Source organism: Rhodococcus sp. SGAir0479 (genome assembly GCF_005484805.1).
Taxonomy (GTDB): Bacteria; Actinomycetota; Actinomycetes; order Mycobacteriales; family Mycobacteriaceae; genus Prescottella.
This window is the reverse complement of sequence record NZ_CP039432.1, coordinates 1,961,935-1,987,730: the sequence shown is the minus strand read 5'-3', so window position 1 is coordinate 1,987,730 and position 25,796 is coordinate 1,961,935. Positions and strand designations below refer to the sequence as shown.

Below are 25,796 nucleotides of genomic sequence, written 5' to 3'. Positions count from 1 at the left end.
TGGTGCGGTGTGGATACGGCGGGTTCGCCGTCGCCGCTCGACAGCGGTGACTGTGCGCATCGGCCGGTGAAAACGCATGTCCTCCACCGAGTGTGCGGGCAACGAGCGTCCGGTTCGCCCACCGGGCAGCACCCCGGTTCGTGTGCGATATTCGAGCGGTGCGGCCGTACCGCAAATTCTGATGTGACCGATGGTGTCCCGCTTGCGGATGTGGTGACCCGACCCGGAGGAGATCGATGAGGGCGATTCGAGTGGCGTCCGTGCCGTCGTCGCACGTCTACGTGCGACACCTGGCGGCGCCGGAGCTCGACGACGACGTCGTCCGGCTCCCCGATCCCGTTCCCGCGGACGGCCGGAAGGTGCCGGGCGGCTGGTGGCCCCCGTTGATGCTCGACCCCGCCTGGATCCGCGAGAACGCGACGGAGTTCGATGTCTTCCACATCCACTTCGGATTCGACGCCGTCACCCCGGACACGTTGCGGGAGATCGTCGATACCCTCGGCGGACTACGCAAGCCCCTCGTGTACACGGTGCACGACCTGCGCAATCCGCATCACCCGGATCCCGGCATGCACGACGCACAACTCGACGTGCTGATCCCCGCGGCGGACGAGGTGATCACGCTCACCCCCGGAGCCGCTCGGGTGGTGGACCGGCGGTGGGGACGTGAGGCGACCGTCCTGCCGCACCCGCACGTGGTGGGTGAGGAGTGGTTCGGGCGCCGCGATCCGTCCGCCCCGGAGCCTTTCGTGGTGGGTTTGCATGCCAAGAGTTTTCGGCCCAACATGGACGTCCTGCCGATCGTCGAGACCCTCACGCGCACCGTGTCGGACCTACCCGACGCCGAGCTGAGGATCAATCTGCACGACGAGGTCTTCGACCCCGACAACCACTGGTACGCCCCCGAGACCGGCGAACTGCTGCTCAAGTACGACGAGCACGACCACGTCACCGTCGACGTCCATCGCTACTACTCCGACGACCAGCTGTTCTCGTATCTGTCGTCGCTGTCGGTGTCGGTGTTGCCCTACCGGTTCGGAACACACTCGGGGTGGCTCGAGGCCTGCCACGACCTCGGCACCCGAGTGGTGGCGCCGTCCTGTGGTTTCTACGGGCAGCAGAAGGACTGCGAGAACTTCATTTTCGACGAGGATCGTTTCGATCCCGCGTCGCTGGACGAGGGCATTCGACGGGCGTACCGGGAACGATGGACTGCGCCTGCCCCCACCTGGGAGGAACGGATGTCGGAGCGGCGCTTCCTCGCCCGCGCCCACCGCGCCGTGTACGAGCGGGCCCTCGGATGACACGCGGGCTGCGGGTCGCGATCGTCGCATCGTCGAGTCATCCCATCCGTCAACCGTTCGCCGGAGGTCTCGAGTCCCACGTGTGGCACCTCGCGCGTGCACTGGAGCGGGCGGGGCACACCGTCACGCTGTTCGCCGCGGACGGCTCGGACGCCGAAGCTGCCGCCGCGGCACTGCCTGTCCGGACATTCCGGCCCAGCCGGCAGGCCTGCAGTGACCCGTCCATGCCGGAACGGGAGTTCCTCGGCGACCACCACGCCTATCTCGGTCTCATGCTCGAACTGGCGGAGAGCGGAGCCGACCGATTCGACGTGGTCCACAATCACAGCCTCCACTACCTGCCCGTGGCGATGGCGCCGACTCTGCCGATTCCGATGCTCAGCACCCTGCACACACCGCCGACGCCGTGGCTGGAGTCCGCCGTGGCGCTCACCGGTGGTGCGGGCGTGGATTTCGTTGCGGTGAGCGGACATACCGCGGCCGCGTGGGAGGGCGTCGTCGGCCGCCCCATCCGGGTCGTCCCCAACGGCGTGGACACCGACGCGTGGCCCCTCGGGCCCGGCGGCGAGGGCGCCGTCTGGTTCGGCCGGATCACCGAGGAGAAGGGCACCCATCTCGCCATCGAGGCGGCCGAGCGAGCCGGCACCCCGCTCCGCCTCGCCGGCCCGGTGAGTGATCCCGGGTACTTCCGCACGCACGTCGAGCCGCGTCTGCGGCCCGGGGCGGTCGATTACGTCGGCCACCTGCCGCGCGCCGCGCTCGCCCGGGTCGTGGGCACGTCGGCGGTCTCGCTCGTCACCCCGGACTGGGACGAGCCCTACGGGCTCGTGGTCGCCGAATCGCTCTCGTGCGGCACCCCGGTCGTGGCGTTCGCACGCGGCGGCATCCCGGAAATCGTCGACGAGCACAGCGGCCGTCTGGTCGCCCCCGGTGACGTCGCGGCCATGGCCCGCGCGATCGGCGAGGCATCCGACCTTCCGCGCTCCCGGGTGCGGGCCCGCGCGTTGTCGGCCTGTTCGGAGACGGCGATGGTCGCCACGTACGAGGACTGCTACCGGTCGGCCGTGCGAGAGGGCACGGCCCGGCGGCTGCGTGAGGTGTCGGTCGCATGATCGGTTACTACGTGCACCACCACGGCCGTGGTCACCTCACCCGCGCCCGTACGATCACGCGCCACCTGGACACCCCCGTCGTCGCGCTCACCTCGCTCGAACTCGCCGACTCCGAGCCGTTCGATGCGGTGGTCACCCTCGAGCGGGACGATGCGTCTCGGGATCCGCGCAACCCCACCGCGGGCGGCGCTCTGCACTGGGTGCCGCTGCAGGACCCCGGCCTGCGGTCGCGGATGGCCGCGGTCGCCGAGTGGATCCGCGTCGCGCGGCCGCAGGCGATGATCGTCGACGTCTCCGTCGAGGTCGCCACGTTCGCGCGGCTGATGGGCGTGCCCACCGTCGTCATGGCAATGCCCGGCGAGAGGGACGACGCGGCCCACCGGTTGGTGTACGACATCGCCGACCACATCATCGCCGCGTGGCCGCGGGACTTGTACGCCCCGCCGTGGCTCGAGCGGCATGCCGCGAAGACCACCTACGTCGGCGGTGTGAGCCGCTTCGACGGCCGTGCGCCCGAGACCCCCACCGGTTCCGGCGCGGTCCGCGTGACGGTGCTCAACGGTGCCGGCGGAACGTCCTTGACCGCACACGAGGTGGACCGGTGGCGCGCGAGCGTGCCCGGCGTCGACTGGACCACGCTCGGCGGGCCGGGAGCGTCGTGGAAGGAGGACCCCTGGCCGGATCTGTGCGCCGGCTCGGTGGTGGTCACGCACGCCGGCCAGAATGCGATCGCCGACGTGGCCGCCGCCGGCACCGCGTCGATCGTGGTACCGCAGCAGCGCCCGTTCGCGGAACAGGAGACCACCGCAGGTGTCCTGGAAGCCGCCGGTCTGGCGGTGGTGCACACGGCGTGGCCGACCGCCGCCGAATGGCCGGACCTGATCGGCCGTGCACTCACCGCAGGCGGACGCGACTGGTCGCGCTGGAACACCCGCGGCGCCGCGGGCCGCGCCGCCGCCGCGGTGGAACGGGTACTGGACGGAGCCGGTGCCGCATGAGGACCGCCATCGTGACCGTGGTCGCCGGCCGCCACGACCACCTGAGAAGCCAACTGCGTCGGCTCGGGGACTCCACCTCGGCGGTCGACGATCACGTCGTGGTGTCGATGGGCGACCGTGCGATCGCCGACATCGTCGCCGAACACGGTGACGCCGCTCGGACGGTGGAGATCTCGGCGGCCGCGCGGTGTCTGCCGCTCGCGCGCGCCCGCAACCTGGGCGCCCGCGCCGCGCTCGACCGCGGCGCGGAGCTGCTCGTCTTCCTCGACGTGGACTGCATCCCGCACCCACGCATGATCGACCGCTATCGCACGGCCGCCATGACGCCGCGGCACCGCGACGATCTGCTGTGCGGACCCGTGACCTACCTCGATGCGGCGACGTCGACCGCACTCCGGGAGCAGCCCGGGCGCGCCCAGCCCCCGGCCGACCCGCACCCGGCCCGGCCGGCGCCTCCTGACGGGGCCACGCTCGCCGACGACCGTTACGAACTGTTCTGGTCGCTCTCGTTCGCGGTCCGGTCCGCCGTGTGGCACCGCATCGGCGGTTTCTGCGAGGACTACACCGGTTACGGGGGCGAGGACACGGACTTCGCGCAGAGCGCAGCCGCCGCCGGAGTGGGACTGTCGTGGGTCGGGGGAGCGGACGCCTTCCACCTTCACCATCCCGTGTCCGACCCGCCGATCGAGCATCTCGACGACATCCTGCGCAATGCCGCGGTGTTCGAGCGGCGATGGGGCTGGTGGCCGATGCGCGGCTGGCTCGATGCCTTCGCGGCGAACGGCTCGATCCGCTTCGACGAACAGAGCAACTCGTGGCTCCGCCTCGACCCCGACCGTCCGAGCGTCGCACGCGCGGCGCCTCCCGACCCCGTTGCCGCCGGGAGCGTTCCCGGCGAGTGACTCCGACCCCGACCCTGCCCGACGAAGAAAGGACTGTCTCCTTGTCCACGAACGAGTTCGACGTTCCGGGTGCGCCCAGCGCCCTCACCCCCGAGAAGTCCGAGCCGACGAGTGGTCCGGTTCCCCGGCTCACCAAGCCCGACCAGTCGGCGCCCGCTCAGGTCTCGCCGACGGGAGCGGCCGACGGCGATCGCCGTCAACAGGGCGAAACTCTCACCACCGCGCAGGGTGCCCCCCTCGCCGACACGGATCATTCCCTCAAGGCGGGCCCGCGTGGTCCGATCCTGATGCAGGACCATCACTTCCGCGAGAAGATCACCCACTTCGATCACGAGCGCATTCCCGAGCGAGTGGTGCACGCGCGCGGTGCGGCCGCGCACGGCGTGTTCCGGGCGACCGGCGCGGCCGAGAAGCTCACGTCGGCGGCCTTCCTCCAGAAGGACGTGGAAACGCCTGTCTTCGTGCGCTTCTCCACGGTCCTGGGTTCACGCGGGTCGGCCGACACGGTCCGCGACACCCGCGGGTTCGCGACCAAGTTCTACACCAGCGACGGCACCTTCGACCTGGTCGGCAACAACATCCCGGTGTTCTTCATCCAGGACGCGATCAAGTTCCCCGACATCATCCACGCCGGCAAGCCGCACCCGGACCGGGAGATCCCGCAGGCGCAGAGCGCGCACGACACCTTCTGGGACTTCGTCACCCTGCACACCGAGGCGACGGCCCACACGATGTGGAACATGTCCGACCGCGGTATCCCGCGCTCGTACCGGATGATGGAGGGCTTCGGCGTCCACACCTTCCGTCTGGTGAACGCCGACGGCGAGACCAGTCTGGTGAAGTTCCACTGGAAGCCCCGCCTGGGTGTGCACTCCCTGGTGTGGGAAGAGGCCCAGATCGCGGCCGGCGTGGACCCCGACTTCCATCGCCGTGACCTCGCCGACGCGATCGAGAGCGGCGCGTACCCGGAGTGGACCCTCGGCGTCCAGGTGTTCCCGGACACCCCCGAGCAGGAGTTCGAGGGCATCGACCTGCTCGATCCCACGAAGCTGGTGCCGGAGGAGCTGGCCCCGGTGCAGCCGATCGGCGTCATGACGCTGACCGCCAACACCACCAACTTCTTCGCCGAAACCGAACAGGTCGCCTTCCACCCGGGCCACCTCGTGCCGGGTATCGACGTCACCGACGATCCGCTGCTGCAGGGCCGACTGTTCTCCTACCTCGACACCCAGATCAGCCGACTCGGCGGACCGAACTTCGCGCAGCTGCCCATCAACCGTCCGCACGCGCCGGTGAACGACATGTTCCGTGACGGCATGCACCAGACGGCGGTCCACGACGGCGTCGCGCCCTACAAGCCGAACAGCCTCGACGGCGGCTGCCCCTTCACGGCAGGGGCCGGAGCCGCCTTCATCGATGTCCCCACGCCGATCGAGGCGACCACCAAGCAGCGGACGAAGCCGAGCTCGTTCGACGACCACTTCAGTCAGCCGCGGATGTTCTACGCGAGCCTGTCGGAGGTGGAGCAGCTGCATCTCGCCGAGGCCTACTCGTTCGAACTCGGCAAATGCTACGAACAGGCCATCAAGGAGCGCGCGCTCGAGGTCCTCGCACGCGTCGACGGCACCCTGTGCGCCCGGGTCGCCCAGTCGCTGGGCCTGCCGGTGCCCGAGGGCGGCGCGGACGCGTCGTCGGACCTGCCGGAGACCGGCCCCAGTGCGGCGCTGTCCCAGCTGGGGCAGGAATGGCCGGTCGACGGCCGCATCGTGGCGGTCGTCGTCGACGAGGGGACGGACGCGCAGGCCCTGGACGCGGCGCTGGACACCCTCTCCGGCAGCGGCATCCTGCCGCTGGTCACCGCCCCGCACGGGGGCCAGCTCACCTTCGGCGACCGCACGGTCACCGCGTCCCGGACCTACGACACGGCCCGGTCCATCGAGTTCGACGCCGTCGTCGTCCTGACCGCGGAAGTGGACCCGCGGGTGGCCCGTCTCGTCGACGAGGCGTACCGCCACGGTAAGGCGATCGGCGCCGACGCCGCCGGAGCGGAGAGTCTGCCGACGGGTGCCCGCGAGAAGCCCGGTGTGCAGGTGTCCGACGACCTGGGCGAGGTGTCCGGGGGCGTCGTCGAGCTTCTGCGCTCGCACCGCGTCTGGCAGCGGTAGCCGATGCGGCAGCCACCTCGAAGGGCCACGTCCGTACGGTTCGACTCCCGCCCGGCTGGGTAACCGGGTGCGTATGGATCTGATGACCAGAGCGGTCTCGGCGCCCTTCGAGGTGGGTTCGGCGATCCGGCACGCGCGGATCTTCCACCCGCATGGAGCGTTGTTCGACGGCACGGCACACTTCGACCGGGACTTCGGTCCGGTCCCGGGTGGGGAGCCGCTCCCCGTCCGCGCCCGCCTGTCGCGTGGGATCGGAACACCCCGGCAGCTGCCCGACATCCTGGGGCTCGCGGTGCGTGTCCGGCTCCCGGCCGGTCCGTGGGATCTGCTGTTCGCCACCGCGTACCTGCCGGCACGGGTCGCGCTCGTGCCGGCAAGGACGTGGGCGAGCGCGCGGTACAGCACACTGGTGCCCTACCGGACGGCGGACGACCGATCGCCGCGGTGGCTCACGGCGACGCCCCAGGGCGCGCAGCCCACGGGCTCCGCCGCGATCGACGACCTGGCGGCGCCGCTGTCGTTCGCGGTGCACCTGGCCGCCCGCGGTGCCCCGGTGCCCGCCGGACGGATCCACCTCGAGCACCGGCTACCGAGCGACGACAGCGTGCAGCCCTCGTTCGACCCGGTCCTCAACTGCCCACCCGGGCTCGAGATGTGGCCGACGTGGCTGGCGAAGCTGCGCCGCACCGCATATGCCGGCAGCCGGAAGGGGCGTGAAGCCGTCGGTGCCCGCGACCCGGAGCGAGGCGGCGCGCTCTGACGTCCGGTCGAGCCGTGCAGGGTGGCAGTCTTTCGGGAACACTTGATGGTCCGGATACGGAATGTGAGTGATCAGATGAGTACTGCAGCGTCGGACGGGGTCATGATCACCGTGTGCCCCGACGGCCCGCTCCTCGTACGCGGCGCCGTCGAGTTGGTGGGCACCGGTGGGGAGCCGATCGACAACCAGCGCAACGTCATCGCCCTGTGCAGATGCGGGGGTACCAAACGCCCGCCCTTCTGCGACTCCACGCACAAGAAGAAGCGGAAGCCTCTCCCCGCCGACCGGTCCGCGCGGCAGGGAGCCGAGGAAGGAAGATCGTGATGGTCCCGGTCCGAGAAGACACGACCGCCGAGACGACCGGCCGGATGGCGATTCCGGCGCCGCGCGGGGAGGCCAGCGCGATCCTGGTCGACGTCCTCCAGGGGGTGGGCAACCCGGACAGTTTCCGTTCTGCCGCAGCGTCCCTGGGCCGGAGCTATGCGCCCGAGCCCGTCCGCATGCTCCACGACGACGACGTCCAGCTGACACTGACCCTGCTCTACGAACTGCATCTGCAGGGCATCGAGGGCGTCGACGACCGGTGGGAGTGGGATCCGCGACTCCTCGAGGCCCGCGCCGCGCTGGAGGGACCCCTCGAGGCCGCGATTCGTGCTCTCGCCGCCGACCGGGTCACGCGGGCGCGCGCCGAGTTCGGTGACGACGTGGTCCGCGCGCTGTGGGACATGACCGCTCCGACACGTGCGCCGGGCCTCTCTGATTTCATGGCGTCGGATGCGGACGACGAGCAGTTCCGTGAACTCTTCATCCACCGCTCGCTCAATCAGTTGCGGGAAGCGGACCTGTACACGTTCGGTATCCCGCGCATGGCGGGCGCTCCCAAGGCCGCGCTCCTCGAGATCCAGATCGACGAGTACGGCCAAGGCCGGCTCGATCGCATGCACTCGCGGTTGTTCGCGAGCACCATGCGCGAACTAGGGCTGTCCGACACCTACGCGCGGTATCTCGACGCCGTGCCTGCGGTCACGCTGGCCACGTTGAACGCCCTGTCGTACTTCGGGTTGCATCGCCGCAACGTGGGCGCGCTCATGGGCCACGTGTGCGCGATCGAGACGACGTCGGCCCTGCCCAGTAAGAAGTATTCGGCCGGTCTGCGCCGGCTCGGGTACGGCACGGCCGCCACGCTGTTCTTCGACGAACACGTGGAGGCGGACTCGGTGCACGAGCAGATCGCGGTCCGTGACCTTGCAGGCGGTCTCGTCGCCGACCGTCCCGAACTGGTCGACGACGTTCTGCTGGGGGCCGCCGCCTGCCTGGCGCTGGACGATCTGCTGGGTGAGCACATCACGGACTGTTGGTCGCGAGGACGCAGCTCGTTGCGGTCGTGACCGACCTGTCCGGTTTCGTCGTGGCGCTTCCGGGGTAGTGATCCGACAGATCCTCGGGAGGTACCATGCAGAAACCTGTCACCATGCCCTCGAACGTCGACGGCAAGTTGTCGGTTTTCGACAAGTTCGCTACGGCCACAAATGATTTCACGTCTCGTGCGGCGTTCTTCGTGGCGTGCGTGCTCATCGTCGTGATCTGGGCGCCGTCGTTTCTGGTGCTGCAGAACATCGACACGTGGCAGTTGATCATCAACACCATCACCACGATCGTGACGTTCCTGCTGGTGGCGCTGCTGCAGAACACGCAGAAGCGTTCCGACGACGCGGTGCAACAGAAGCTCAATGCCATCGCCGACGGGTTGGCCGACCTGATGGAGGAACTCAGCGGCGATCACCCCGGTCTCCAGGTGGATCTGAAGGAGCTCCGGGCGGCCGTCGGCATCGAGCAGCGCGAAGGCGCGTAGACCGATCGAGACGATCTCGACCCCACGAAAGGAGTCGACAGTGCAGACGACGCCGGGCCGGCGACTGGCCCTGTTCGCGGTGAGCGTTGCGGGCGGAGTGGGCTCGGCCCTCCTCGCGCGGCGGACGTTGGGACGCATCGACACCGGCGGCGTGCGTGGTCCCGCCACCGAGCCCGGACGCGCGATGCTGGCGGCGGCGGTCCTGCACGGTGCGGCATTCGCGCTCACGCACAACTCGCTCGAGGCGGCCCGGCTGGCCCTGCGCCGCAAGGGGATCGGCGTCACGTCCCGCGAGTGACTTCAGACGGCGGTGGCGAGCGCGGCGGCCGCGGCGAAGAACAACGTCGCGAATACGCGGCTGGTGAGCTGGAGCTGTCGCGGTGAGCGCAGGAGACGCAGTACCCGCGCCGCCAGACCCGTGTAACCGGTCATCACGACGGTGTCGACCGCGACCATGGTCGCTGCGATGACCGCGTACTGCGGCACCAGCGGTGCGGCCGGATCGAGAAACTGTGGCAGCACGGCGAGCATGAAGACAATTGCCTTCGGGTTGCTCGAGTTGACCAGGAACGCGCGCAGAACCAGAGCGGCTGCCGTGGTGCCGGGGGCCTCCGTGGCGGGCTCGGGCGGTGTCGGAGTCGAGCGCCACTGCCGCACACCGAGGTACGCGAGGTAGGCGACGCCGAACCACTTGACGACCAGGAAGGCCGTCGCCGAACCGGCAAGCAGCGCCCCCACCCCGGCGGCGACGATCCCGATCTGCAGCAGGAGCGCCAGCTGCAGCCCGAGGATGTTCCAGTACCCGCGCAGAAAGCCGTGCCGGAGCCCCGTCGACATCGACGCAATGGCGCCGGCTCCCGGTGACAGGCTGATCACCCAGCTGGCGCCGAAGAACGCGAACCAGACCTGCCACGACACGAGCGGGAAATGTACTCCCGGTCCGGGTGCGCGGGAGCGGTGGGGCGGTCAGGAGCCGCCGGAACCGGAGCCGAGGCAGCTACGCGGGGGGTCGACCAGCGAGCAGAACGCCGGCGGCTTCACCGGCCGGTAGTCCGTCGGCACTCCACCGGCGGCGACGAGGCCGCGGTACGTCGCGACGGCGTCGGTGGGACGGCGTGTGAGTGTCGGATCGGTGCGGGCGTCGACGGTGTACAGGCCGAATCGCGGCCGGTACGAACCCCACTCGTAGTTGTCGGTGATCGACCAGTAGTTGTAGCCGATGACGTCGGCGCCGTCCTCGCGGGCGCGCTCGATCCAGTAGACGTGGTCGCGAAGGTGATCCGACCGGGTGTAGCCGTCCGGCCGATCCCGGCCGCCGTCGGTGGGCATACCGTTCTCGACGACGTACAGCGGCATTCTCGGCAGCTTGCGGTGGTACGCCATGAGCGCGTGGTAGATCCCGTCGGGCTGCGGTACCACGTCGTAGAACCGATCGGTGGCCGCGGCGATCGCCGACACGTTGTCCAGAGAGGCGCCGTAGTAGTAGTCGATGCCGAGGAAGTCGAGTTTGTCGGTCACCCGATCGACGAACAGGGTGTCCAGCATTCCGAACACGGCCGGGATGAACGCCAGGTTGCTGCCCACGCGGGCGGCCGGGTCGAGCTCGTGGATGCGGTCGTAGATCGTTCGGTGGGCGCGGGTCATGCCGTCGAACATCATGTGGACGTCGGGTAGTGAGATCCCGCCGAAGGTCAGCTCACGCTGCGCGTACGTCGTCGGCTCGTTGAAGGTGATCCAGATCGCCCCGGCGTCCTTGTAGCGGTCGACGACCTTCTCGGCGTTGGCCAGCCAGTCGTCGACGGTTCGCGGATCGGCCCAGCCGCCCCGGTCCGCGACCCAGCCCGGGTACACCCAATGGTCGAGGGTGATCATCGGCGTCATGCCGTGGCTGCGGATCCGCCGCACCACGTCGTCGTAGTAGGCGAATTCGGTCTCGTCCCACGTGCCCGGACTCGGCTGGACCCGCGCCCACTCGATGCCGAACCGGAACACGTCCACCCCCAGCCAGGCGGCGTTGTCGACGTCCTCGGTGTAGCGGTGCCGGAAGTCGACGGAGTTCCCGATCGGGTCCTCGGTCCGGCCCGACGCCGAGTACCGCGCCCAGTTGCTGTCCGGGGACGACCCCTCGGACTGGAAGCCGGATGTCGCGACGCCCCAGAGGAAGTCGTCACCGGCCGGTGCGGCCTGCCCGAGGGGTGCGGCGAGGAGTGTCGCGACGAACGCGAGTGCGATGGCGCTCAGGAAGGTTTCGCTCAGGAAGGTTTTCACAGCTGCCCCTCAGAAGACGGTGCCGACGTCGGCGGCGACGACCGCGTCCATGCCGAACTCGGCGAGCGCGGCGATCGTCATGGACGGGTTGCAGGCCCCGGTCGACCCGGGGATGCGCGCGCCGTCGAGGACGTAAAGGCCGCGCTGCCCGTGTACGCGGCCGGCGTCGTCGCACGCGGACCCGAACGGGGCGCCGCCGAGCGGGTGGAAGGTGTTGGTATCGAAGGCGTTGACGTCGGCGGCGATCACCCCGAAGCCCGCGCCGACGATCTGTTCGATGCGTGCGCGGATCGCGTCGGTGAGTTGCCGGTCGTAGGCCTGGCTCCAGGTCAGGACCGCGTCGTCACGGGTCGGGTCGTAGTGCCACACACCGAGCCCCGGCACCACGCCGTATCCGATCACCGACGTCGTGTGGGCGTCCATCGGAAAGGGGACGGGACCGGTGACGATGGTGAGCGCACCCGCCGGATTGCTCCAGTCCTTGACGCCGACGCAGGCCGGACCGCCCTGCCAGGCTCCGGGGCTGCCGTCGAGCCGCGTCACCATGAAGATCCGGTCGCCGTTGTTGCCCCACCCGGTGCCGACGGCGTCCGGAAGGTCGGGGACCAGGTTCTTGGCCCGCGCCTTGACGAGCAACCGGGTGGTGCCGGGGGAGCCGGCGGCAAGGAACAGGGCGTCGGTGACGATGCGCTTGCGTTCGAGAACCGCACCGTCCGTCCCGATGCGGTCGCAGTGCACCGTCCAGGTGCCGTCCCGACCGCGTTCGATGTCGTTCACGCGGTGCAGCGGTGCCACCTCGACGCGTCCGGTCGCGCGCGCCTCGGCCAGATACGTCACGTCGAGCGAGAACTTGCCGCCGTTGTTGACGCCGTAGATGAGGTCACCGTTGGTGTACGACGGACGCATCTCGCCCCGTAGCTCCCGCCGCGCGAAGTCCCAGTCGATGGGCATCGGGACCCGGAAGGTGTCCAGCCACTGCTGCGCGGCGGCACCCAGGAACTGGCGCGACGAGAGGTACTGCGGGCTGGCGAGCACGTCGTCCGGGATGGTGGCGATCCGCAGTGTGCGGGCGACGCGTGGGTAGTAGACCTTGTCCATCCGCCCGTAGTCGATCGACGGGGAGACGCACCGGGTGAAGTTCTCCTCGTTCGGTTGCATCGTCATTCCGTGATAGACCAGCGAGCCGCCACCGACGCCGGTGCCGCACAGGACGTCCATGCCGTTGCCGGGGATCCGTTCCATCAGACCCGTGAAGGGCGCGAAGACCGCCGGGGGAGCGCCGGTCATCACCGGATGCGGTTGCAGCCACGCCGAGCGCTGGTCGGGTGCGAACATGTGCGGAAACGTCTCCGCGTTCGGGCCGGTCGGCCACCAGATGCCGCGCTCGAGCACGAGCGTGTCGACACCGGCCCGGCCGAGATGCGCGGCCGCGATCGATCCGCCGAAGCCGCTGCCGACAACCACGGCGCGGCGGCGGTCCTCGGTCGCCGCTGGAGCCGGGGTGGCAGCGGCCGGTGCAATCACGGTGGCCGCGGCCGTCGTCGCGGCGGCACCGCCGAGGCCACCGAGGAAGGCGCGGCGCGTCAGGCCGTCGCGGCGGCGATGCATCGAAGGGGGATCCGGGTGCACAGCGGCTCCTGCCTGAGACTCTTCGCGGATTCCCGGACTCTATGGTGGACAGGTGTCCAGTGTGGTGTCTTTCGGGCAAATGGCAGTTCAGAGCCGCTGCCGGTCGCGGCTGCGGCCCCATTCGGCGCGCACGCGGGGCCGGAGCGCAACCAACTTGCACCCATCGCGGATAATCGAGGTGAACCCATGTTCTCCAGAGAGGACCCCTCATGCTTGCCCGCACCGACCTCCGTGGTCGTACCCCTTCCACCGTTGAGCTCCGGGGAGCACTTCCCCGTGGCGGAGTGGACGTGGACGCGGTGCTGCATCAGGTCCGTCCCGTCGTCGAGGACATCCGCGACCGCGGCGCGCAGGCGGCGCTCGAGTACGGCGAGAAGTTCGACGGCGTCCGGCCCGGGACCGTCCGCGTGCGCCAGGCCGAGCTGGACCGTGCGCTGGCCGAACTCGACGCCGACGTCCGCGCGGCCCTCGAGGTCGCGATCGAGCGGACCCGCAAGGTGCACGCCGACCAGCGCCGCACGGACACGACCACCGAGGTCGTCCCCGGCGGCACCGTCACCGAGCGCTGGGTGCCCGTCGAACGGGTGGGGTTGTACGTGCCCGGTGGCAACGCCGTGTACCCGTCGTCGGTCGTGATGAACGTCGTCCCCGCGCAGGCCGCGGGCGTCGAGTCCCTCGTCGTCGCGTCGCCGCCGCAGGCCGCGTTCGGTGGCCTGCCGCACCCGACGATCCTGGCGGCGGCCGCGCTGCTCGGTGTCGGCGAGGTGTGGGCCGTCGGCGGCGCGCAGGCCGTCGCGCTGCTCACCTACGGCGGCACCGACACCGATGGTGCCGAGCTCGCGCCGGTCGACCTCATCACCGGACCGGGCAACATCTACGTCACCGCCGCCAAGCGGCTGTGCCGTGGGCTCGTCGGCATCGACGCCGAGGCGGGCCCGACCGAGATCGCGATCCTCGCCGACCACACCGCCGACCCCGTGCACGTCGCGGCCGACATGATCAGCCAGGCCGAGCACGACGTCATGGCCGCGAGCGTGCTGGTGACCACGTCGACCGAGCTCGCCGACGCCGTCGATGCGGCGCTCGTCGCGCAGCTCGAGCTCACCAAGCACCGCGAGCGTGTCGAGACCGCGCTGCGCGGCAGCCAGTCGGGCACGGTTCTCGTCGACGACGTCGAGGCGGGATTGCGGGTCGTGAACGCCTACGCCGCCGAGCACCTCGAGATCCAGACCGAAGCCGCGTCCGCGGTCGCCGCCCGCGTGCGGTCCGCCGGCGCGATCTTCGTGGGCCCGTGGGCGCCCGTGAGCCTCGGGGACTACTGCGCCGGATCCAACCACGTGCTGCCCACCGCGGGGTGCGCGCGCCACTCCTCGGGTCTGAGCGTCCAGACATTCCTGCGCGGCATCCATGTGGTCGACTACTCGGAAGCGGCACTGAAGGACGTTGCCGGGCACGTCATCACGCTCGCCAACGCCGAGGACCTCCCGGCCCACGGCGAGGCCGTGCGTCTGCGGTTCGAGGCTCTCCAGTGAGCGCGGCAGCCGTCCCCGGATCGGCGGTCGGGATCGACGACCTCCCCATCCGGGAGAATCTGCGCGGTCAATCCCCTTACGGCGCACCGCAGTTGACGGTGCCGGTACAGCTCAACACCAACGAGAACCCGCACCCGCCGTCGCAGGCCCTCGTCGACGACGTTGCCGAGGCGGTGCGGGCGGCCGCGGCGGACCTGCACCGCTACCCGGACCGGGACGCGGTGGCGCTGCGAACGGACCTGGCCGAGTACATGACCCGGCAGACCGGTGTCGCACTCGACGTGTCGAACGTGTGGGCGGCCAACGGATCCAACGAGGTCCTGCAGCAGTTGCTGCAGGCGTTCGGCGGACCCGGCCGCAGCGCGATCGGCTTCGTGCCGTCGTACTCGATGCACCCGCTGCTCGTGGCGGGCACGCAGACCGAGTGGATCGCGGCGGCGCGCCACGACGACTTCTCGCTCGACACCGCGACCGCGGTGCGCGTCATCGAGGAACGCCGCCCGGACGTCGTCTTCGTCACCAGCCCCAACAACCCGACCGGGCACAGCATCGGACTCGAGGACCTGAAGCAGATCCTCGCCGCTGCGCCCGGCATCGTGATCGTGGACGAGGCGTACGCCGAGTTCTCCTCGGTGCCCAGTGCGGTCGGCCTGATCGACGAGTTCCCCACCAAGTTGGTGGTGAGCCGAACGATGAGCAAGGCGTTCGCCTTCGCCGGCGGCCGGCTCGGCTACCTGGTGGCGGCGCCGGCGTTCATCGACGCCATGCTGCTGGTGCGCCTGCCGTACCACCTGTCGGTCGTCACCCAGGCTGCGGCGCGGGCGGCGCTGCGGCACGCCGACGAGACCCTCGGCAGCGTCGCCGAACTCGCCGCCGAGCGGGACCGAGTGAGTGCCGCACTGACCGCGATGGGGTACAGCGTCGTACCCAGTGACGCGAACTTCATCCTGTTCGGGCTCTTCGAGGACGCCGCCCGGGCGTGGCAGCACTACCTCGACGAGGGTGTCCTGATCCGCGACGTCGGCATCCCCGGACACCTGCGCGCCACGGTGGGCCTGGCCGCCGAGAACGACGAACTGCTGCGGGTGAGCAGCAAACTTGCCTCCACCGAGTTGAAGGGCTGAAGGACTGCGATGAATGATCGGATCGCGCGCGTCGAACGCACGACCAAGGAGTCGAGCATCGTCGTCGAATTGAACCTCGACGGCACGGGCAACGTGTCCGTCTCGACGGGAATCCCGTTCTTCGACCACATGCTCACCGCGCTCGGCGCGCATGCCAGCTTCGACCTGAACGTCCAGGCGACCGGGGACGTCGAGATCGACGCCCACCACACCGTCGAGGACACCGCGATCGTGCTCGGTCAGGCTCTGGGGCAGGCACTCGGCGACAAGCGCGGCATCCGCCGCTTCGGCGATGCGTTCATCCCGATGGACGAGACCCTCGCGCACGCCGCCGTCGACGTCTCGGGGCGCCCGTACTGCGTGCACACCGGCGAGCCGGAGCACATGCTGCACAGCGTGATCGGCGGCTACCCCGGTGTCCCGTACTCGACCGTGATCAACCGCCACGTGTTCGAGTCGATCGCGCTCAACGCGCGCATCGCCCTGCACGTGCGGGTGCTGTACGGCCGGGACCAGCATCACATCACCGAGGCCGAGTTCAAGGCCGTCGCCCGCGCCCTCCGCGAGGCGGTCGAGCCCGATCCGCGGGTCACGGGTGTGCCGTCCACCAAGGGCGCGCTGTAGTCACATGAGCACCGTCTTCATCTACGTCCTGTTCCTCGCTGCGGGCTTCGCCATCGGCGGCGCGTACGCGCTGTGGAAGGTGAACAAGCTCGCCTCGGGTGTGCTCGTGGCCCTCGCCGTACTCGCGGCGGTGTCGGGGATTCTGCGGCTGATCTGATGCGTGAACTCCTGCGTACTCGCGGGATCCTGGTTGCGCTGCTCATGGGCGCCACCACCTTCGGTGGATGGTCGTTGCTGCTGCCGGTGGTCCCCAAGGCGATCGCGGACGGCGGAGGCTCCGACGCTGCGGCGGGCGCGTCCACGGCGATCTTCATGGCCGCGACCGTCGCCACGCAGCTGAAGGTCCCGGCGCTGCTCCGGCGGTACGGCTACCGCGCCGTCCTGGCGCTCGGTTGCGTGCTGCTCGGGCCGCCGTCGCTGGCCTTCCTGTGGAGCACGGCCACCGGTCCGGCGCTGGCGATCTCGGCCGTCCGCGGCGTCGGATTCGGCATGGTCACGGTCGCCGGGATCGGGTTGCTGGCGGAGTTGGCGCCGCGGAACCTGCTGGGCCGTGTCACGGGCGCGAACGGGGTGGCCATCGCCGCCGCGCAGATGATCGTGCTGCCGCTGGGGCTGGCGCTGTACCAAGCGGGTTCCGAGGCCGTCGTGTTCGTGCTGGGTGCGCTGATCCCGACGCTGTCGCTGGTGTCCATCTCGCGGCTGCCGGCGGTCCCGAACCCGGGCCTGCCGGCCGGCCGCAAGGGCCTGCCCGCGGCGGTTCTGCTGATTCCCTGCCTGTCGATGCTCGTCGCCTCCGCCGCGTACGGCGGCATGTCCTCGCTGCTGCCCATCGCCTCGGAGGGCCGCGCGGCGATCGCCGGATTCGCGCTGTCGGCGTCCGCGGGGGCGATGCTGGTCGGCCGCTACGGTGCCGGCGTCGTCGCCGACCGCATCGGAGGTGGGCGCACGTTGGTCCCCGCGCTGGTCCTGGTCGGTGCCGGGATGGCCCTGGTGGGCCTGTCCGTCGCGGGGATCGGCGGCGACGCCGCGCTGGTGGTGGGCGCGATGGCGTTCGGCGCCGGTTTCGGCGCCGTCCAGAACGAGGCGCTGCTGACCCTGCTCGCGTCGGCCGGACCCGATCGGGTCGGTGCGGCGAGTGCCGCCTGGAACATCGCGTACGACGGCGGCACGGGGGTGGGCGCGCTCGCCCTCGGCGTGGTGGCCGGGGCGCTCGGCTACCCGGCGGTGTTCGCGCTCTCGGCGATCGCGGCGCTGGTGGTCGCACCCACCGCGCTGGCTCTGCGCGGCGCCGGACCCGGGTCCCGATAGAGTTTCCCCATGACCGCACGCAAGGTTGCCCTTCTCGACTACGGTTCCGGAAATCTCCACTCGGCGCAGCGCGCCCTCGCCCGTACCGGCGCGCTCATCGAGGTGACCTCCGACCCCCAGGTGGCGCTCGCGGCCGACGGCCTGGTCGTGCCCGGCGTCGGCGCGTTCGCGGCGTGCATGGAGGGACTGCTCTCGGTCAAGGGCGAGCGGATCATCGGTCAACGGCTCGCCGGCGGGCGTCCGGTGCTGGGCATCTGCGTCGGCATGCAGATCCTGTTCGACCGCGGCGTCGAGTTCGGGGTGGAGGCCGACGGCTGCGGTGAGTGGCCCGGCACCGTCGAACGGCTCGAGGCCGACGTCCTGCCCCACATGGGGTGGAACACCGTCGAGGCACCCGAGGACAGCGTGCTGTTCGCCGGGATGGACCCCGAGACCCGCTTCTACTTCGTGCACTCCTACGGCGTGCGGCGGTGGGAGTTGCCGCCGTCCGATCTCATCGCCCCGCCCAGGCTGACGTGGGCCGAGCACGGCGACCGTTTCCTGGCCGCCGTGGAGAACGGACCGCTGTCGGCCACCCAGTTCCATCCCGAGAAGTCCGGCGACGCCGGCGCGCAGTTGCTGGAGAACTGGGTTCGCAGTCTGTGACGCGCGGCGCCGACGACCGGTCGGAAGGCGATTTGTCCGTCGCCCGGCTGGCCGTCGCCACGATGGGGACCGCCGCGGCGGTGCTGGTGCTGGTCGCCGCGCTGATCGTGCTCGTCGCGCCCGGCCCGCTCGTCGGGCTCGTGCTCGCCGTCGCCGGGGTGGTCGGCGCCGTCGCGGCCATGGGCGTCGTGTCCGGACGCATGACCACGCGCGCGTACGGCGACCAGGGCCGACGACGCGACCGGCCGGGAAACGACCCGACACCCGGCCGCGCGCGATGACCCACTAGGATCGGCGCAGTGAGCCTGGTCCTTTTGCCTGCAGTAGATGTCGCCAACGGTGAAGCTGTTCGCCTCGTTCAGGGAGAGGCGGGGAGCGAGACCAATTACGGTGCGCCCCGCGACGCCGCCCTGGCATGGCAGAACGACGGTGCCGAGTGGGTGCATCTGGTCGACCTCGACGCCGCCTTCGGGCGCGGATCCAACCGTGAGCTGCTGGCCGCCGTCGTCGGCGAACTCGACGTCAAGGTCGAGCTGTCCGGTGGCATCCGCGACGACGAGTCGCTCGAGGCCGCTCTCGCGACGGGCTGCGCCCGCGTCAACCTCGGCACCGCCGCCGTCGAGAACCCCGAGTGGTGTGCCCGCGCCATCGCCAAGCACGGCGAGCGGATCGCCGTCGGCCTCGACGTCAAGCTGATCGACGGCGACTACCGGCTGCGTGGCCGCGGCTGGGTCTCCGATGGCGGTGACCTGTGGGAGGTGCTCGAGCGCCTCAATCGGGACGGCTGCTCGCGCTACGTCGTCACCGATGTCAGCAAGGACGGCACGCTGACCGGCCCCAACCTGGAACTGCTCAGCGCGGTGTGCGCGGCCACCGACGCTCCGGTCGTCGCCTCCGGCGGCGTGTCGACCATCGCCGACCTCGAGGCCATCGCCGGTCTCGTCGACGAGGGCGTCGAGGGCTCGATCGTCGGAAAGGCGCTCTACGCAGGACGATTCACGCTCCCCGAGGCGCTGGCCGCGGTCTCGCGTTAAGAACGGCTGTCGCGATGAGTCGGTCCCGGAACCCGCACGAGTTGCTCGCTGTCGCGAGCGAGGTGCTCGACGGCGCGCGGGACCGGTTCGTCGCGGGGCTGGGAGCCCCGAGCGCGGTCCGCAAGGGCCCCAAGGACTTCGCGACCGCCGTCGACCTCGAGCTGGAGAAGTCGGTGTCGGCCGAGCTCGAGCGTCGCACGGGCATCGCGGTCCACGGCGAGGAGTTCGGGGGACCCGAACTCGCCGACGGGGACGTGTGGATCCTCGACCCGATCGACGGGACGTTCAACTACTCGGCCGGGCTGCCCACCGCGGGGATGCTGCTGGCGTTGCTGCGCGACGGCGTGCCCGTCCTGGGTTTGACGTGGCTCCCGTTGACGGGCGAGCGCTTCTCCGCCCACGAGGGCGGGCCGCTGTACCGCAACGGGGAGGCGCTGCCGCCGCTCCCGCGGGGGGAGCTGTCCTCGGCGATGATCGGCTTCGGCGCGTTCAACATCGACAGCCGCGGCCGGATCCCGGGCGCGTACCGCTTCGAACTGCTCGGTCAGCTCAGCCGGGTCTCGTCCCGGATCCGTATGCACGGCTCGACGGGTGCCGACCTCGCCTACACCGCGGCCGGAATTCTCGGTGGCGCGGTGGTGTTCGGCCATCACGTGTGGGACAACGCGGCCGGAGTCGCGCTCGTGCGGGCGGCCGGCGGCGTCGTGACCGATCTGCGCGGGGACGACTGGCACGTCGGTTCCCGATCCGTCCTGGCCGCTGCGCCCGGTGTCCACGCCGAACTGCTCGACATTCTGCACTCTCTGGGCGACCCGGAGAAGCGGCCTGAAGGAGGGCCACGACAATGACTTTGGCTGTGCGGGTGATTCCGTGTCTCGACGTCGACGCCGGGCGCGTCGTCAAGGGTGTCAACTTCGAGAACCTGCGTGACGCCGGCGACCCCGTCGAGCTCGCCGCGACCTACGACGCGCAGGGCGCCGACGAGCTCACCTTCCTCGACGTCACGGCGTCCAGCGGAGACCGCGGCACGATGCTCGACGTCGTCACGCGCACCGCCGAGCAGGTCTTCATCCCGCTCACCGTCGGCGGGGGCGTACGCACCGTCGAGGACGTCGACCGGTTGTTGCGCGCCGGCGCCGACAAGGTGAGCGTGAACACCGCCGCGATCGCCCGGCCCGAGGTGCTCCGCGAGATGTCGGAGCGGTTCGGATCGCAGTGCATCGTGCTCTCGGTGGACGCGCGCACCGTGCCGGTCGGTCAGGAACCCACCCCGTCGGGCTGGGAGGTCACCACCCACGGTGGCAAGCGGGGCACCGGTATCGACGCCGTCGAGTGGGCCGTCCGCGGCGCCGAGCTGGGAGTCGGAGAGATCCTGCTCAACTCGATGGACGCCGACGGCACCAAGGAGGGTTTCGACCTGAAGATGATCCGTGCCGTGCGCGCCGCCGTGCACGTGCCGGTCATCGCCAGCGGTGGGGCGGGCGCGGTCGAGCATTTCGCTCCGGCCGTCGACGCCGGCGCGGACGCCGTCCTCGCGGCCAGTGTCTTCCACTTCGGGGACATGACGATCGGCGAGGTCAAGTCGGCGATGCGCGCGGAAGGGATCACCGTCCGATGAGTCTGGATCCGTCGATCGCCGCCCGCCTCAAGCGGAACGAGGCCGGTCTGTTCAACGCGGTGGCGCAGGAGAAGTCCACCGGCGACGTCCTCATGGTCGCCTGGATGGACGACGAGGCGCTTGCGCGCACCCTCGCGACCCGCAAAGGCACGTACTATTCGCGGTCGCGTCAGCAGTACTGGGTCAAGGGCGAGACGTCCGGCCACACCCAGTACGTGCACGAGGTACGTCTCGACTGCGACGGCGACGCCGTGCTGCTGATCGTCGACCAGGAGGGCGCGGCGTGCCATACCGGCACGCACACGTGCTTCGACACCGACGTGCTCCTGGCCGCCGAGTCCTGACCTCGACCCGCCCCGCGGGGTCGGCCGCTCACGCGGTGCGGAGGCGGGCCGGGGGAGCGAGTGCCGCGGCAAGCAGCGCCACCGCCGCCGACAGCCAGAATGCGGTGGTGAGGCCGGTGCGATCGGTGACGACACCGAGCAGCGGCGCCGCGGCGGACTGGCCCACGGCCACGAGCAGGAACGTGAGCCCGACGGCGGCGGCCGGGCGGGCCGGGTGGATCCGGATACTCCAGAGCAGCAGGATGCCGGTGAGCGCGATGTAGAGGGCCCCGAAGGCCGCCGACGCGCCCACGGCCACGGCCGCCTGCGGGGCTGCGGCCGCCAGCAGCGCGGTGGCGAGGCCCAGCGCGAGCGTCGACAGCGTCCACGCGCGACGCAGCCCCAGCCGCCGGGTCAGATCACCGGAGGCGGCGCCCAGCAGTCCGCAGGCTCCCAGCACGATCCACGCCGTGGTCGCCAGGGTCCGGCCGTGCCCGCCCGCTGTTTCGAGGAGTTCCTGGCCGAAGGTCCAGGTGGCCGAACTCGCCACCCCCACGGCCACCGCCGCGGCGAACAGGCGCAGGGCGCCGGCGGGGAGCGGGAGCCGGCTGCGTCCTGTGCCGCCGGCCGTCCCGGCCGCGTGATCGCGCGTCGTCGGAACCCGGATCCACACCCACACCGTCACCGCCGCCGTGATGATGGCGAACGCCAACCATGCTGCGCGCCAACGATCGTGCGCGAGCAGTGCCACCGGCCCGGACAGCATGACGCCGAGTCCGGTTCCGGCGTTGACGACGGTCTGGACGCGGTCGCGGCGGGCGGGCGCGACCCGATACTCGATCGCGTGCGCGAGGGCGGGGGAGGCCAGCCCGGTGCTGGTCCCGGCGACCGTCACCCCCACGGCCAGCACGAGGCCGGTGGGTGCCAGCGCGATCATCGCCGTGCCGACCGTGGCCAGGACGCCCGCGGCGACGGACACGGCGCGGGCGCCGAATCGTGCAGTGGTGACGGTGGCGGCCACGGTGCCGACGCAGTAGGCGGCGTAGCCGGCCGAGGCGATCAAGCCCGCCTGACCGGCGCTGAGCGCGAACGTCTCGCGGAAGGACGGCAGGAACAGCCCGTAGGCGAACCGGGCCAGCCCGTAACAGACCGCGATCAGCGAGAGACCGGCTCCGGCCAGCCGCACCGTGCGGGAGGCCGACAGCGTGGCAACGGTCGTCGCCGACGCGACCTGCGCAGTGTCCGGCATTCCGGCCTCCGTTCCCCTGACGCTCGGGTATACCGATCTGTGAAGTAGCTGGACCCCCACGCTAAGTACACTGGTCGGTGAAGTCAAGGGAGGTCGTACCGTGGTCGCAGCCGAGTCGCGTCTTACCGTCGGGGCGCAGCGGATTCTCGATTCCGCCTCGGAGTTGTTCTACCGCAACGGAATTCACGCGGTCGGGGTCGATGCCATCGCCGCGCGGTCCGGTGTCACCAAGCGCACCCTGTACGACCGTTTCGGCTCCAAGGACGCGCTGGTCGTCGCCTATCTGACGCAACGCCACCGGCAGTGGTGGCAGCGCTTCGAGGAACGCCTGGCGGCCGCCGAGCACCCTCGCACCCTGGCGGTGTTCGACTCCTATCTCGCGGACGTCGACGACGGCGACCGCGGATGCGCCTTCATCAATGCCGCCGGCGAGCTGCCGTTCACCCACCCCGGTTACGAGGTCGTGCGCGACCACAAGACGAAGGTGTACGACCGGATCGTCGAACTGGTCGGCGAGGACACCCGCGTGCGGGACCCGCAGGCGGTAGCCGAGCACGTATTCCTGCTTCTGGAGGGGGCGGTGGCGCACCGGGGGATCGACGGTTCGGCCCGCCGCCTCACGCGGGCGCGTGAACTCGCCCGCCGGTGTCTGACGGAGGCCTGTTGACGCCGCTGCGGTGACGTCGGCCCCGGGCGCGCGAAAGCGCCCCGCCCGGACGGGCGGGGCGATCCGACGGCGTTCGTGCCGGTAGTCGGTCCACTTCACACAGGGGTTGGCACGAACGCCGGAGAAAGTGCATGTCGGATGCTCGCCATCGACCACCACCTTCCCGTGGGTGTCCGGAGCGACCTCGACATCGGGGACCAGCTGGTTCTGGGCGACGCCACCAGCTGCGCTGCTGAACCGATAACGCCTGACCGGAGACGCCGGACGCGTCTGCCGGCTTCCGCCAGCCTACTCGTCGACGATGAACGAGCCCCGAGCCGAGATCAATGGAAGTATGGCGGTATGGCCGAGAGGGAACCCGACGGTCGCGGGGAGGGATCCGCATCGCCGGTGGGGTCGTCCACCGGGTTGGAGCAGCGGCTGCGCTCCGCCATCGAGGGGATGGCTCGCGACATGCGGGACGAGCACGCCGACCTGGACGCGACGCTCGCGGTGATCACTCGCGCCGCTGTCGACCTCGTCCCGGGGGCCGAGCATGCGGACATCACTCTCATCACCAAGGGTGAGCGGTTCGAGTCCCGTGCGGGTACCTCCGATCTGCCGCGCCGAATCGACGACCTGCAACAGGACGTCCAGGACGGACCCTGTCTGCAGGCCATCTGGGAGCACGAGACCGTGCAGGTGGACGACATGGAGGACGAGGACCGCTGGCCCAAGTTCGCCCGGGAAGCGGCGCGAGCGGGCGTGCTGTCGATGCTCGCCTTCCAGCTGTACACCACCGAGTCCAATCTGGGTGCGCTGAATCTGTTGAGTTCGTCGCCCCGCGCGTTCGACGGGACGGCGGTGAGCATCGGCGGCAGCCTGGCCACGCACGCGGCGATCGCGGTGATCGCCGCGCAGCGCGAAGAGCAGTTCCGACAGGCGCTGAGTACGCGCGACACGATCGGTCAGGCCAAGGGCATGCTCATGGAGAAATTCTCCGTCGACGCCGACCGCGCCTTCGAACTGTTGCGGAAGCTCTCGCAGGAACGCAACGTGCCCCTGTACGAAATCGCGCGCAAACTCACCGAGGCGGGTGAGCGACCCGGCGATTGACGGGGACCACGCGCGCCGTCACTGTTCCGGCCGCACCGGTTCGAGAAGTCCGGGATGGTTGTTGTCGACCTTGTTGACCTCCGTGCTCACCTCGTACGGGTGCAGATGCGGCTCCGGGACCGAGTTCACCATCGCCTGGACCTCGTCGCGGTCGGCGATCGCCGGGTCGAGCCAGTGCTCCCAGAACGACTCCGGCAGGACCACCGGCGAGCGGTCGTGGATATGTCCGGTCGTGTCGGTGGCGCGGGTGGTCAGCACGGTGGTCGTCCACAACCATCGGTCCGGGTCGTCCTCACGCTTCGCCGGGTCCGGCCACAGCTCGTACAGTCCCGCCATTGCGAGGACCCTCTCGTCACCGTGCAGGAAGAACGGGATCTTCCGGCCCGCCTCGTCCTTCATCCACTCGAAGTACCCGTCCGCGGGAATGATGCAGCGGCGCTTGGTGGCAGCGTTTCGGAAGGAGGGTTTCTCGGTGATCGTCTCCGAGCGTGCGTTCACGAGGCGGCTGCCGATTTTCGGGTCCTTCGCCCAGGCCGGCACCAGGCCCCACTTCGCGGTCCGCAGTTGCCGCTCGGCGTCCGCCTCGGGCTCGTTGCGCGGGGTGCGTTCGAGCACCACGCGCACCTGCTGGGTCGGGGCGACGTTGTAGGACGGTGGCAGCTCGGCGCCGACCGACTCGGCCACATCGAACAACGACCGCAGTTCCTTGTCGGTGGTGGTGCTTGCATATCGTCCACACACGTCGCGTCTCCCGTCGTCGCAGGTACACCGCGCACGATAGCCGGAGCCACAGACACCCGCGGGTCAGCGCGCGGTGCGCCCCTCCCGTCCGGGAGTTCCGCGCCGAATCCTGCACGCGGACACGCACGTTTCCTGCGGCTGCGGCCGTATTCTCGGGCGTGGGACAGTGGACCGCGAGAGGACATGCATGATCTCCGACGACGATCTCCGGATGCTCGACCTCGCCACGGAGGAGTTCGAGCGAGCGCTTCGCCGCGACGGGGCGATCGGTTCCGCGCCGAGCCGGTGCGAGGGCTGGAGCACGCGAGAGGTCGCGAACCATGTGCTCGGCGGTGCCGTCCGCTACACGCTCTATTTCTCGGGAGCCGATCCGGTGAAGATCGCCGAGTCCCGCACCGCCGACCATCTCGGCGACGATGCCGTGGAATCGCACCGCACACTGTCGGCGGCGCTGCGGCAAGAGTTCGTCGAGCACCGCGACGACGGCATCGTGCTGCCTCACCTGATTGCAGACGTCGATGCACCGACGCTCCTGGTGATGCGGGTTCAGGAACTGGTGCTGCACTCGTGGGACATCGTCTCGGTGTTCGAGCCCGACACGCGGCTCGACCCGGCGCTCTGCCGGTTCCTGCTGGACCGGGGTACCGAGGTGCGGGCGATGCTGCGGTCCCACGGCGCGCTGGGGCCGGTGAGCACCTCGGCGGATACGGGACTGACCGCGCGAGTGTTGGCCGCGTGGGGGCGGACCTGACGGCCCGCACGTCGCAGATGTCCGTGTGCGGCGGGTCGTAGCTGCCGAGCACGACGCCGGACAGTCGATTACCGTCGCTCATGACCGTTTCGACG

29 protein-coding genes are annotated in these 25,796 nt (G+C 70.3%); 24 read left to right on the top strand and 5 right to left on the bottom strand.

All coding sequences use genetic code 11. The features are described from left to right. Positions 1-236: 236 nt before the first annotated feature. From E7742_RS09350 to E7742_RS09305, 10 genes are all read left to right on the top strand, one after another. Positions 237-1,304 carry a glycosyltransferase gene (locus E7742_RS09350; protein WP_137798704.1) on the top strand — a complete coding sequence of 356 codons (1,068 nt, stop codon included), beginning with the start codon at positions 237-239 and terminating at the stop codon, positions 1,302-1,304. Next, positions 1,301-2,416 carry a glycosyltransferase gene (locus E7742_RS09345; protein ID WP_137798703.1) on the top strand — a complete coding sequence of 372 codons (1,116 nt, stop codon included), beginning with the start codon at positions 1,301-1,303 and terminating at the stop codon, positions 2,414-2,416. The genes E7742_RS09350 and E7742_RS09345 overlap by 4 nt, the downstream gene beginning before the upstream one ends. Continuing rightward, the gene (locus tag E7742_RS09340) at positions 2,413-3,414 is read left to right on the top strand and encodes a glycosyltransferase (protein ID WP_137798702.1); all 1,002 of its coding nucleotides are present in this window, start codon (positions 2,413-2,415) and stop codon (positions 3,412-3,414) included. The genes E7742_RS09345 and E7742_RS09340 overlap by 4 nt, the downstream gene beginning before the upstream one ends. Next, entirely contained in the window at positions 3,411-4,316 is a 906-nt protein-coding gene (locus tag E7742_RS09335; protein WP_137798701.1) for a glycosyltransferase family 2 protein, read from the top strand. The genes E7742_RS09340 and E7742_RS09335 overlap by 4 nt, the downstream gene beginning before the upstream one ends. A 41-nt stretch (positions 4,317-4,357) precedes the next feature. Then, the gene (locus tag E7742_RS09330) at positions 4,358-6,481 is read left to right on the top strand and encodes a catalase (RefSeq protein ID WP_137798700.1); all 2,124 of its coding nucleotides are present in this window, start codon (positions 4,358-4,360) and stop codon (positions 6,479-6,481) included. An 82-nt stretch (positions 6,482-6,563) separates the two neighbouring features. Continuing rightward, positions 6,564-7,241, top strand: a complete 678-nt coding sequence (locus E7742_RS09325) for a phosphodiesterase (RefSeq protein WP_368076960.1) — start codon at positions 6,564-6,566, stop codon at positions 7,239-7,241. Between the two features lie 75 nt (positions 7,242-7,316). Beyond that, entirely contained in the window at positions 7,317-7,565 is a 249-nt protein-coding gene (locus tag E7742_RS09320; protein ID WP_441346888.1) for a CDGSH iron-sulfur domain-containing protein, read from the top strand. Next, positions 7,565-8,629, top strand: coding sequence for an iron-containing redox enzyme family protein (locus E7742_RS09315; protein ID WP_254699213.1), 1,065 nt, complete (start codon positions 7,565-7,567; stop codon positions 8,627-8,629). Before E7742_RS09320 ends, E7742_RS09315 begins: the two co-directional genes overlap by 1 nt. Before the next feature lie 65 nt (positions 8,630-8,694). Beyond that, positions 8,695-9,093, top strand: a complete 399-nt coding sequence (locus E7742_RS09310) for a low affinity iron permease family protein (RefSeq protein ID WP_137798696.1) — start codon at positions 8,695-8,697, stop codon at positions 9,091-9,093. Between the two features lie 40 nt (positions 9,094-9,133). Further along, entirely contained in the window at positions 9,134-9,391 is a 258-nt protein-coding gene (locus E7742_RS09305) for a hypothetical protein (RefSeq protein ID WP_137798695.1), read from the top strand. A gap of 2 nt (positions 9,392-9,393) precedes the next feature. Here the strand turns inward: E7742_RS09305 and E7742_RS09300 are convergent, their stop codons facing one another. From E7742_RS09300 to E7742_RS09290, 3 genes are read right to left on the bottom strand one after another with little or no spacing between them, the layout of a single operon-like run. Further along, a complete protein-coding gene (locus tag E7742_RS09300) occupies positions 9,394-10,011 on the bottom strand; it encodes a LysE family transporter (protein WP_137798694.1) in 618 nt (205 codons plus the stop codon). A gap of 48 nt (positions 10,012-10,059) precedes the next feature. Next, on the bottom strand, positions 10,060-11,325 hold the full coding sequence (locus tag E7742_RS09295; protein ID WP_175420595.1) for a glycoside hydrolase family 1 protein: 1,266 nt from the start codon (positions 11,323-11,325) through the stop codon (positions 10,060-10,062). Positions 11,326-11,370: 45 nt separating this feature from the next. Further along, on the bottom strand, positions 11,371-12,969 hold the full coding sequence (locus tag E7742_RS09290) for a GMC oxidoreductase (RefSeq protein WP_137798693.1): 1,599 nt from the start codon (positions 12,967-12,969) through the stop codon (positions 11,371-11,373). Between the two features lie 230 nt (positions 12,970-13,199). On the opposite strand from E7742_RS09290, the gene hisD reads away from it, so the two are divergent. From hisD to hisI, 11 genes are read left to right on the top strand one after another with little or no spacing between them, the layout of a single operon-like run. Continuing rightward, on the top strand, positions 13,200-14,522 hold the full coding sequence (gene hisD / locus E7742_RS09285) for a histidinol dehydrogenase (RefSeq protein ID WP_137798692.1): 1,323 nt from the start codon (positions 13,200-13,202) through the stop codon (positions 14,520-14,522). Then, the gene (locus tag E7742_RS09280; RefSeq protein WP_137798691.1) at positions 14,519-15,646 is read left to right on the top strand and encodes a histidinol-phosphate transaminase; all 1,128 of its coding nucleotides are present in this window, start codon (positions 14,519-14,521) and stop codon (positions 15,644-15,646) included. Before hisD ends, E7742_RS09280 begins: the two co-directional genes overlap by 4 nt. A gap of 9 nt (positions 15,647-15,655) precedes the next feature. Then, positions 15,656-16,270, top strand: coding sequence for an imidazoleglycerol-phosphate dehydratase HisB (gene hisB / locus E7742_RS09275; RefSeq protein ID WP_137798690.1), 615 nt, complete (start codon positions 15,656-15,658; stop codon positions 16,268-16,270). 4 nt (positions 16,271-16,274) lie between these two features. Beyond that, positions 16,275-16,427, top strand: coding sequence for a hypothetical protein (locus tag E7742_RS23195; protein ID WP_175420449.1), 153 nt, complete (start codon positions 16,275-16,277; stop codon positions 16,425-16,427). Further along, positions 16,427-17,578, top strand: coding sequence for an MFS transporter (locus E7742_RS09270; protein ID WP_137798689.1), 1,152 nt, complete (start codon positions 16,427-16,429; stop codon positions 17,576-17,578). The genes E7742_RS23195 and E7742_RS09270 overlap by 1 nt, the downstream gene beginning before the upstream one ends. Positions 17,579-17,587: 9 nt before the next feature. Beyond that, positions 17,588-18,223, top strand: coding sequence for an imidazole glycerol phosphate synthase subunit HisH (gene hisH / locus E7742_RS09265; RefSeq protein WP_137798688.1), 636 nt, complete (start codon positions 17,588-17,590; stop codon positions 18,221-18,223). After that, positions 18,220-18,504, top strand: coding sequence for a hypothetical protein (locus E7742_RS09260; RefSeq protein WP_254699212.1), 285 nt, complete (start codon positions 18,220-18,222; stop codon positions 18,502-18,504). The genes hisH and E7742_RS09260 overlap by 4 nt, the downstream gene beginning before the upstream one ends. 18 nt (positions 18,505-18,522) lie before the next feature. Beyond that, the gene (gene priA, locus E7742_RS09255; protein WP_137798687.1) at positions 18,523-19,257 is read left to right on the top strand and encodes a bifunctional 1-(5-phosphoribosyl)-5-((5-phosphoribosylamino)methylideneamino)imidazole-4-carboxamide isomerase/phosphoribosylanthranilate isomerase PriA; all 735 of its coding nucleotides are present in this window, start codon (positions 18,523-18,525) and stop codon (positions 19,255-19,257) included. 14 nt (positions 19,258-19,271) lie between these two features. Beyond that, a complete protein-coding gene (locus tag E7742_RS09250; protein WP_137798686.1) occupies positions 19,272-20,105 on the top strand; it encodes an inositol monophosphatase family protein in 834 nt (277 codons plus the stop codon). Continuing rightward, entirely contained in the window at positions 20,102-20,875 is a 774-nt protein-coding gene (gene hisF, locus E7742_RS09245) for an imidazole glycerol phosphate synthase subunit HisF (protein ID WP_137798685.1), read from the top strand. The genes E7742_RS09250 and hisF overlap by 4 nt, the downstream gene beginning before the upstream one ends. Further along, on the top strand, positions 20,872-21,219 hold the full coding sequence (gene hisI / locus E7742_RS09240; RefSeq protein WP_137798684.1) for a phosphoribosyl-AMP cyclohydrolase: 348 nt from the start codon (positions 20,872-20,874) through the stop codon (positions 21,217-21,219). The genes hisF and hisI overlap by 4 nt, the downstream gene beginning before the upstream one ends. A 28-nt stretch (positions 21,220-21,247) precedes the next feature. Here hisI and E7742_RS09235 read toward each other — a convergent pair whose 3' ends face one another. After that, on the bottom strand, positions 21,248-22,447 hold the full coding sequence (locus tag E7742_RS09235; protein ID WP_137798683.1) for an MFS transporter: 1,200 nt from the start codon (positions 22,445-22,447) through the stop codon (positions 21,248-21,250). Between the two features lie 100 nt (positions 22,448-22,547). Here E7742_RS09235 and E7742_RS09230 point away from each other — a divergent pair, with 100 nt between their 5' ends. Next, positions 22,548-23,114 (top strand): TetR/AcrR family transcriptional regulator, encoded by a 567-nt coding sequence (locus tag E7742_RS09230; protein WP_137798682.1) that lies wholly within the window; start codon positions 22,548-22,550, stop codon positions 23,112-23,114. A gap of 453 nt (positions 23,115-23,567) precedes the next feature. Beyond that, the gene (locus E7742_RS09225) at positions 23,568-24,209 is read left to right on the top strand and encodes a GAF and ANTAR domain-containing protein (protein ID WP_175420594.1); all 642 of its coding nucleotides are present in this window, start codon (positions 23,568-23,570) and stop codon (positions 24,207-24,209) included. Positions 24,210-24,227: 18 nt separating this feature from the next. Here the strand turns inward: E7742_RS09225 and E7742_RS09220 are convergent, their stop codons facing one another. Further along, positions 24,228-24,950, bottom strand: coding sequence for an SOS response-associated peptidase (locus E7742_RS09220; protein ID WP_137798680.1), 723 nt, complete (start codon positions 24,948-24,950; stop codon positions 24,228-24,230). A 187-nt stretch (positions 24,951-25,137) separates the two neighbouring features. Here E7742_RS09220 and E7742_RS09215 point away from each other — a divergent pair, with 187 nt between their 5' ends. Then, the gene (locus tag E7742_RS09215; protein ID WP_137798679.1) at positions 25,138-25,701 is read left to right on the top strand and encodes a maleylpyruvate isomerase N-terminal domain-containing protein; all 564 of its coding nucleotides are present in this window, start codon (positions 25,138-25,140) and stop codon (positions 25,699-25,701) included. Positions 25,702-25,796: the final 95 nt, after the last annotated feature.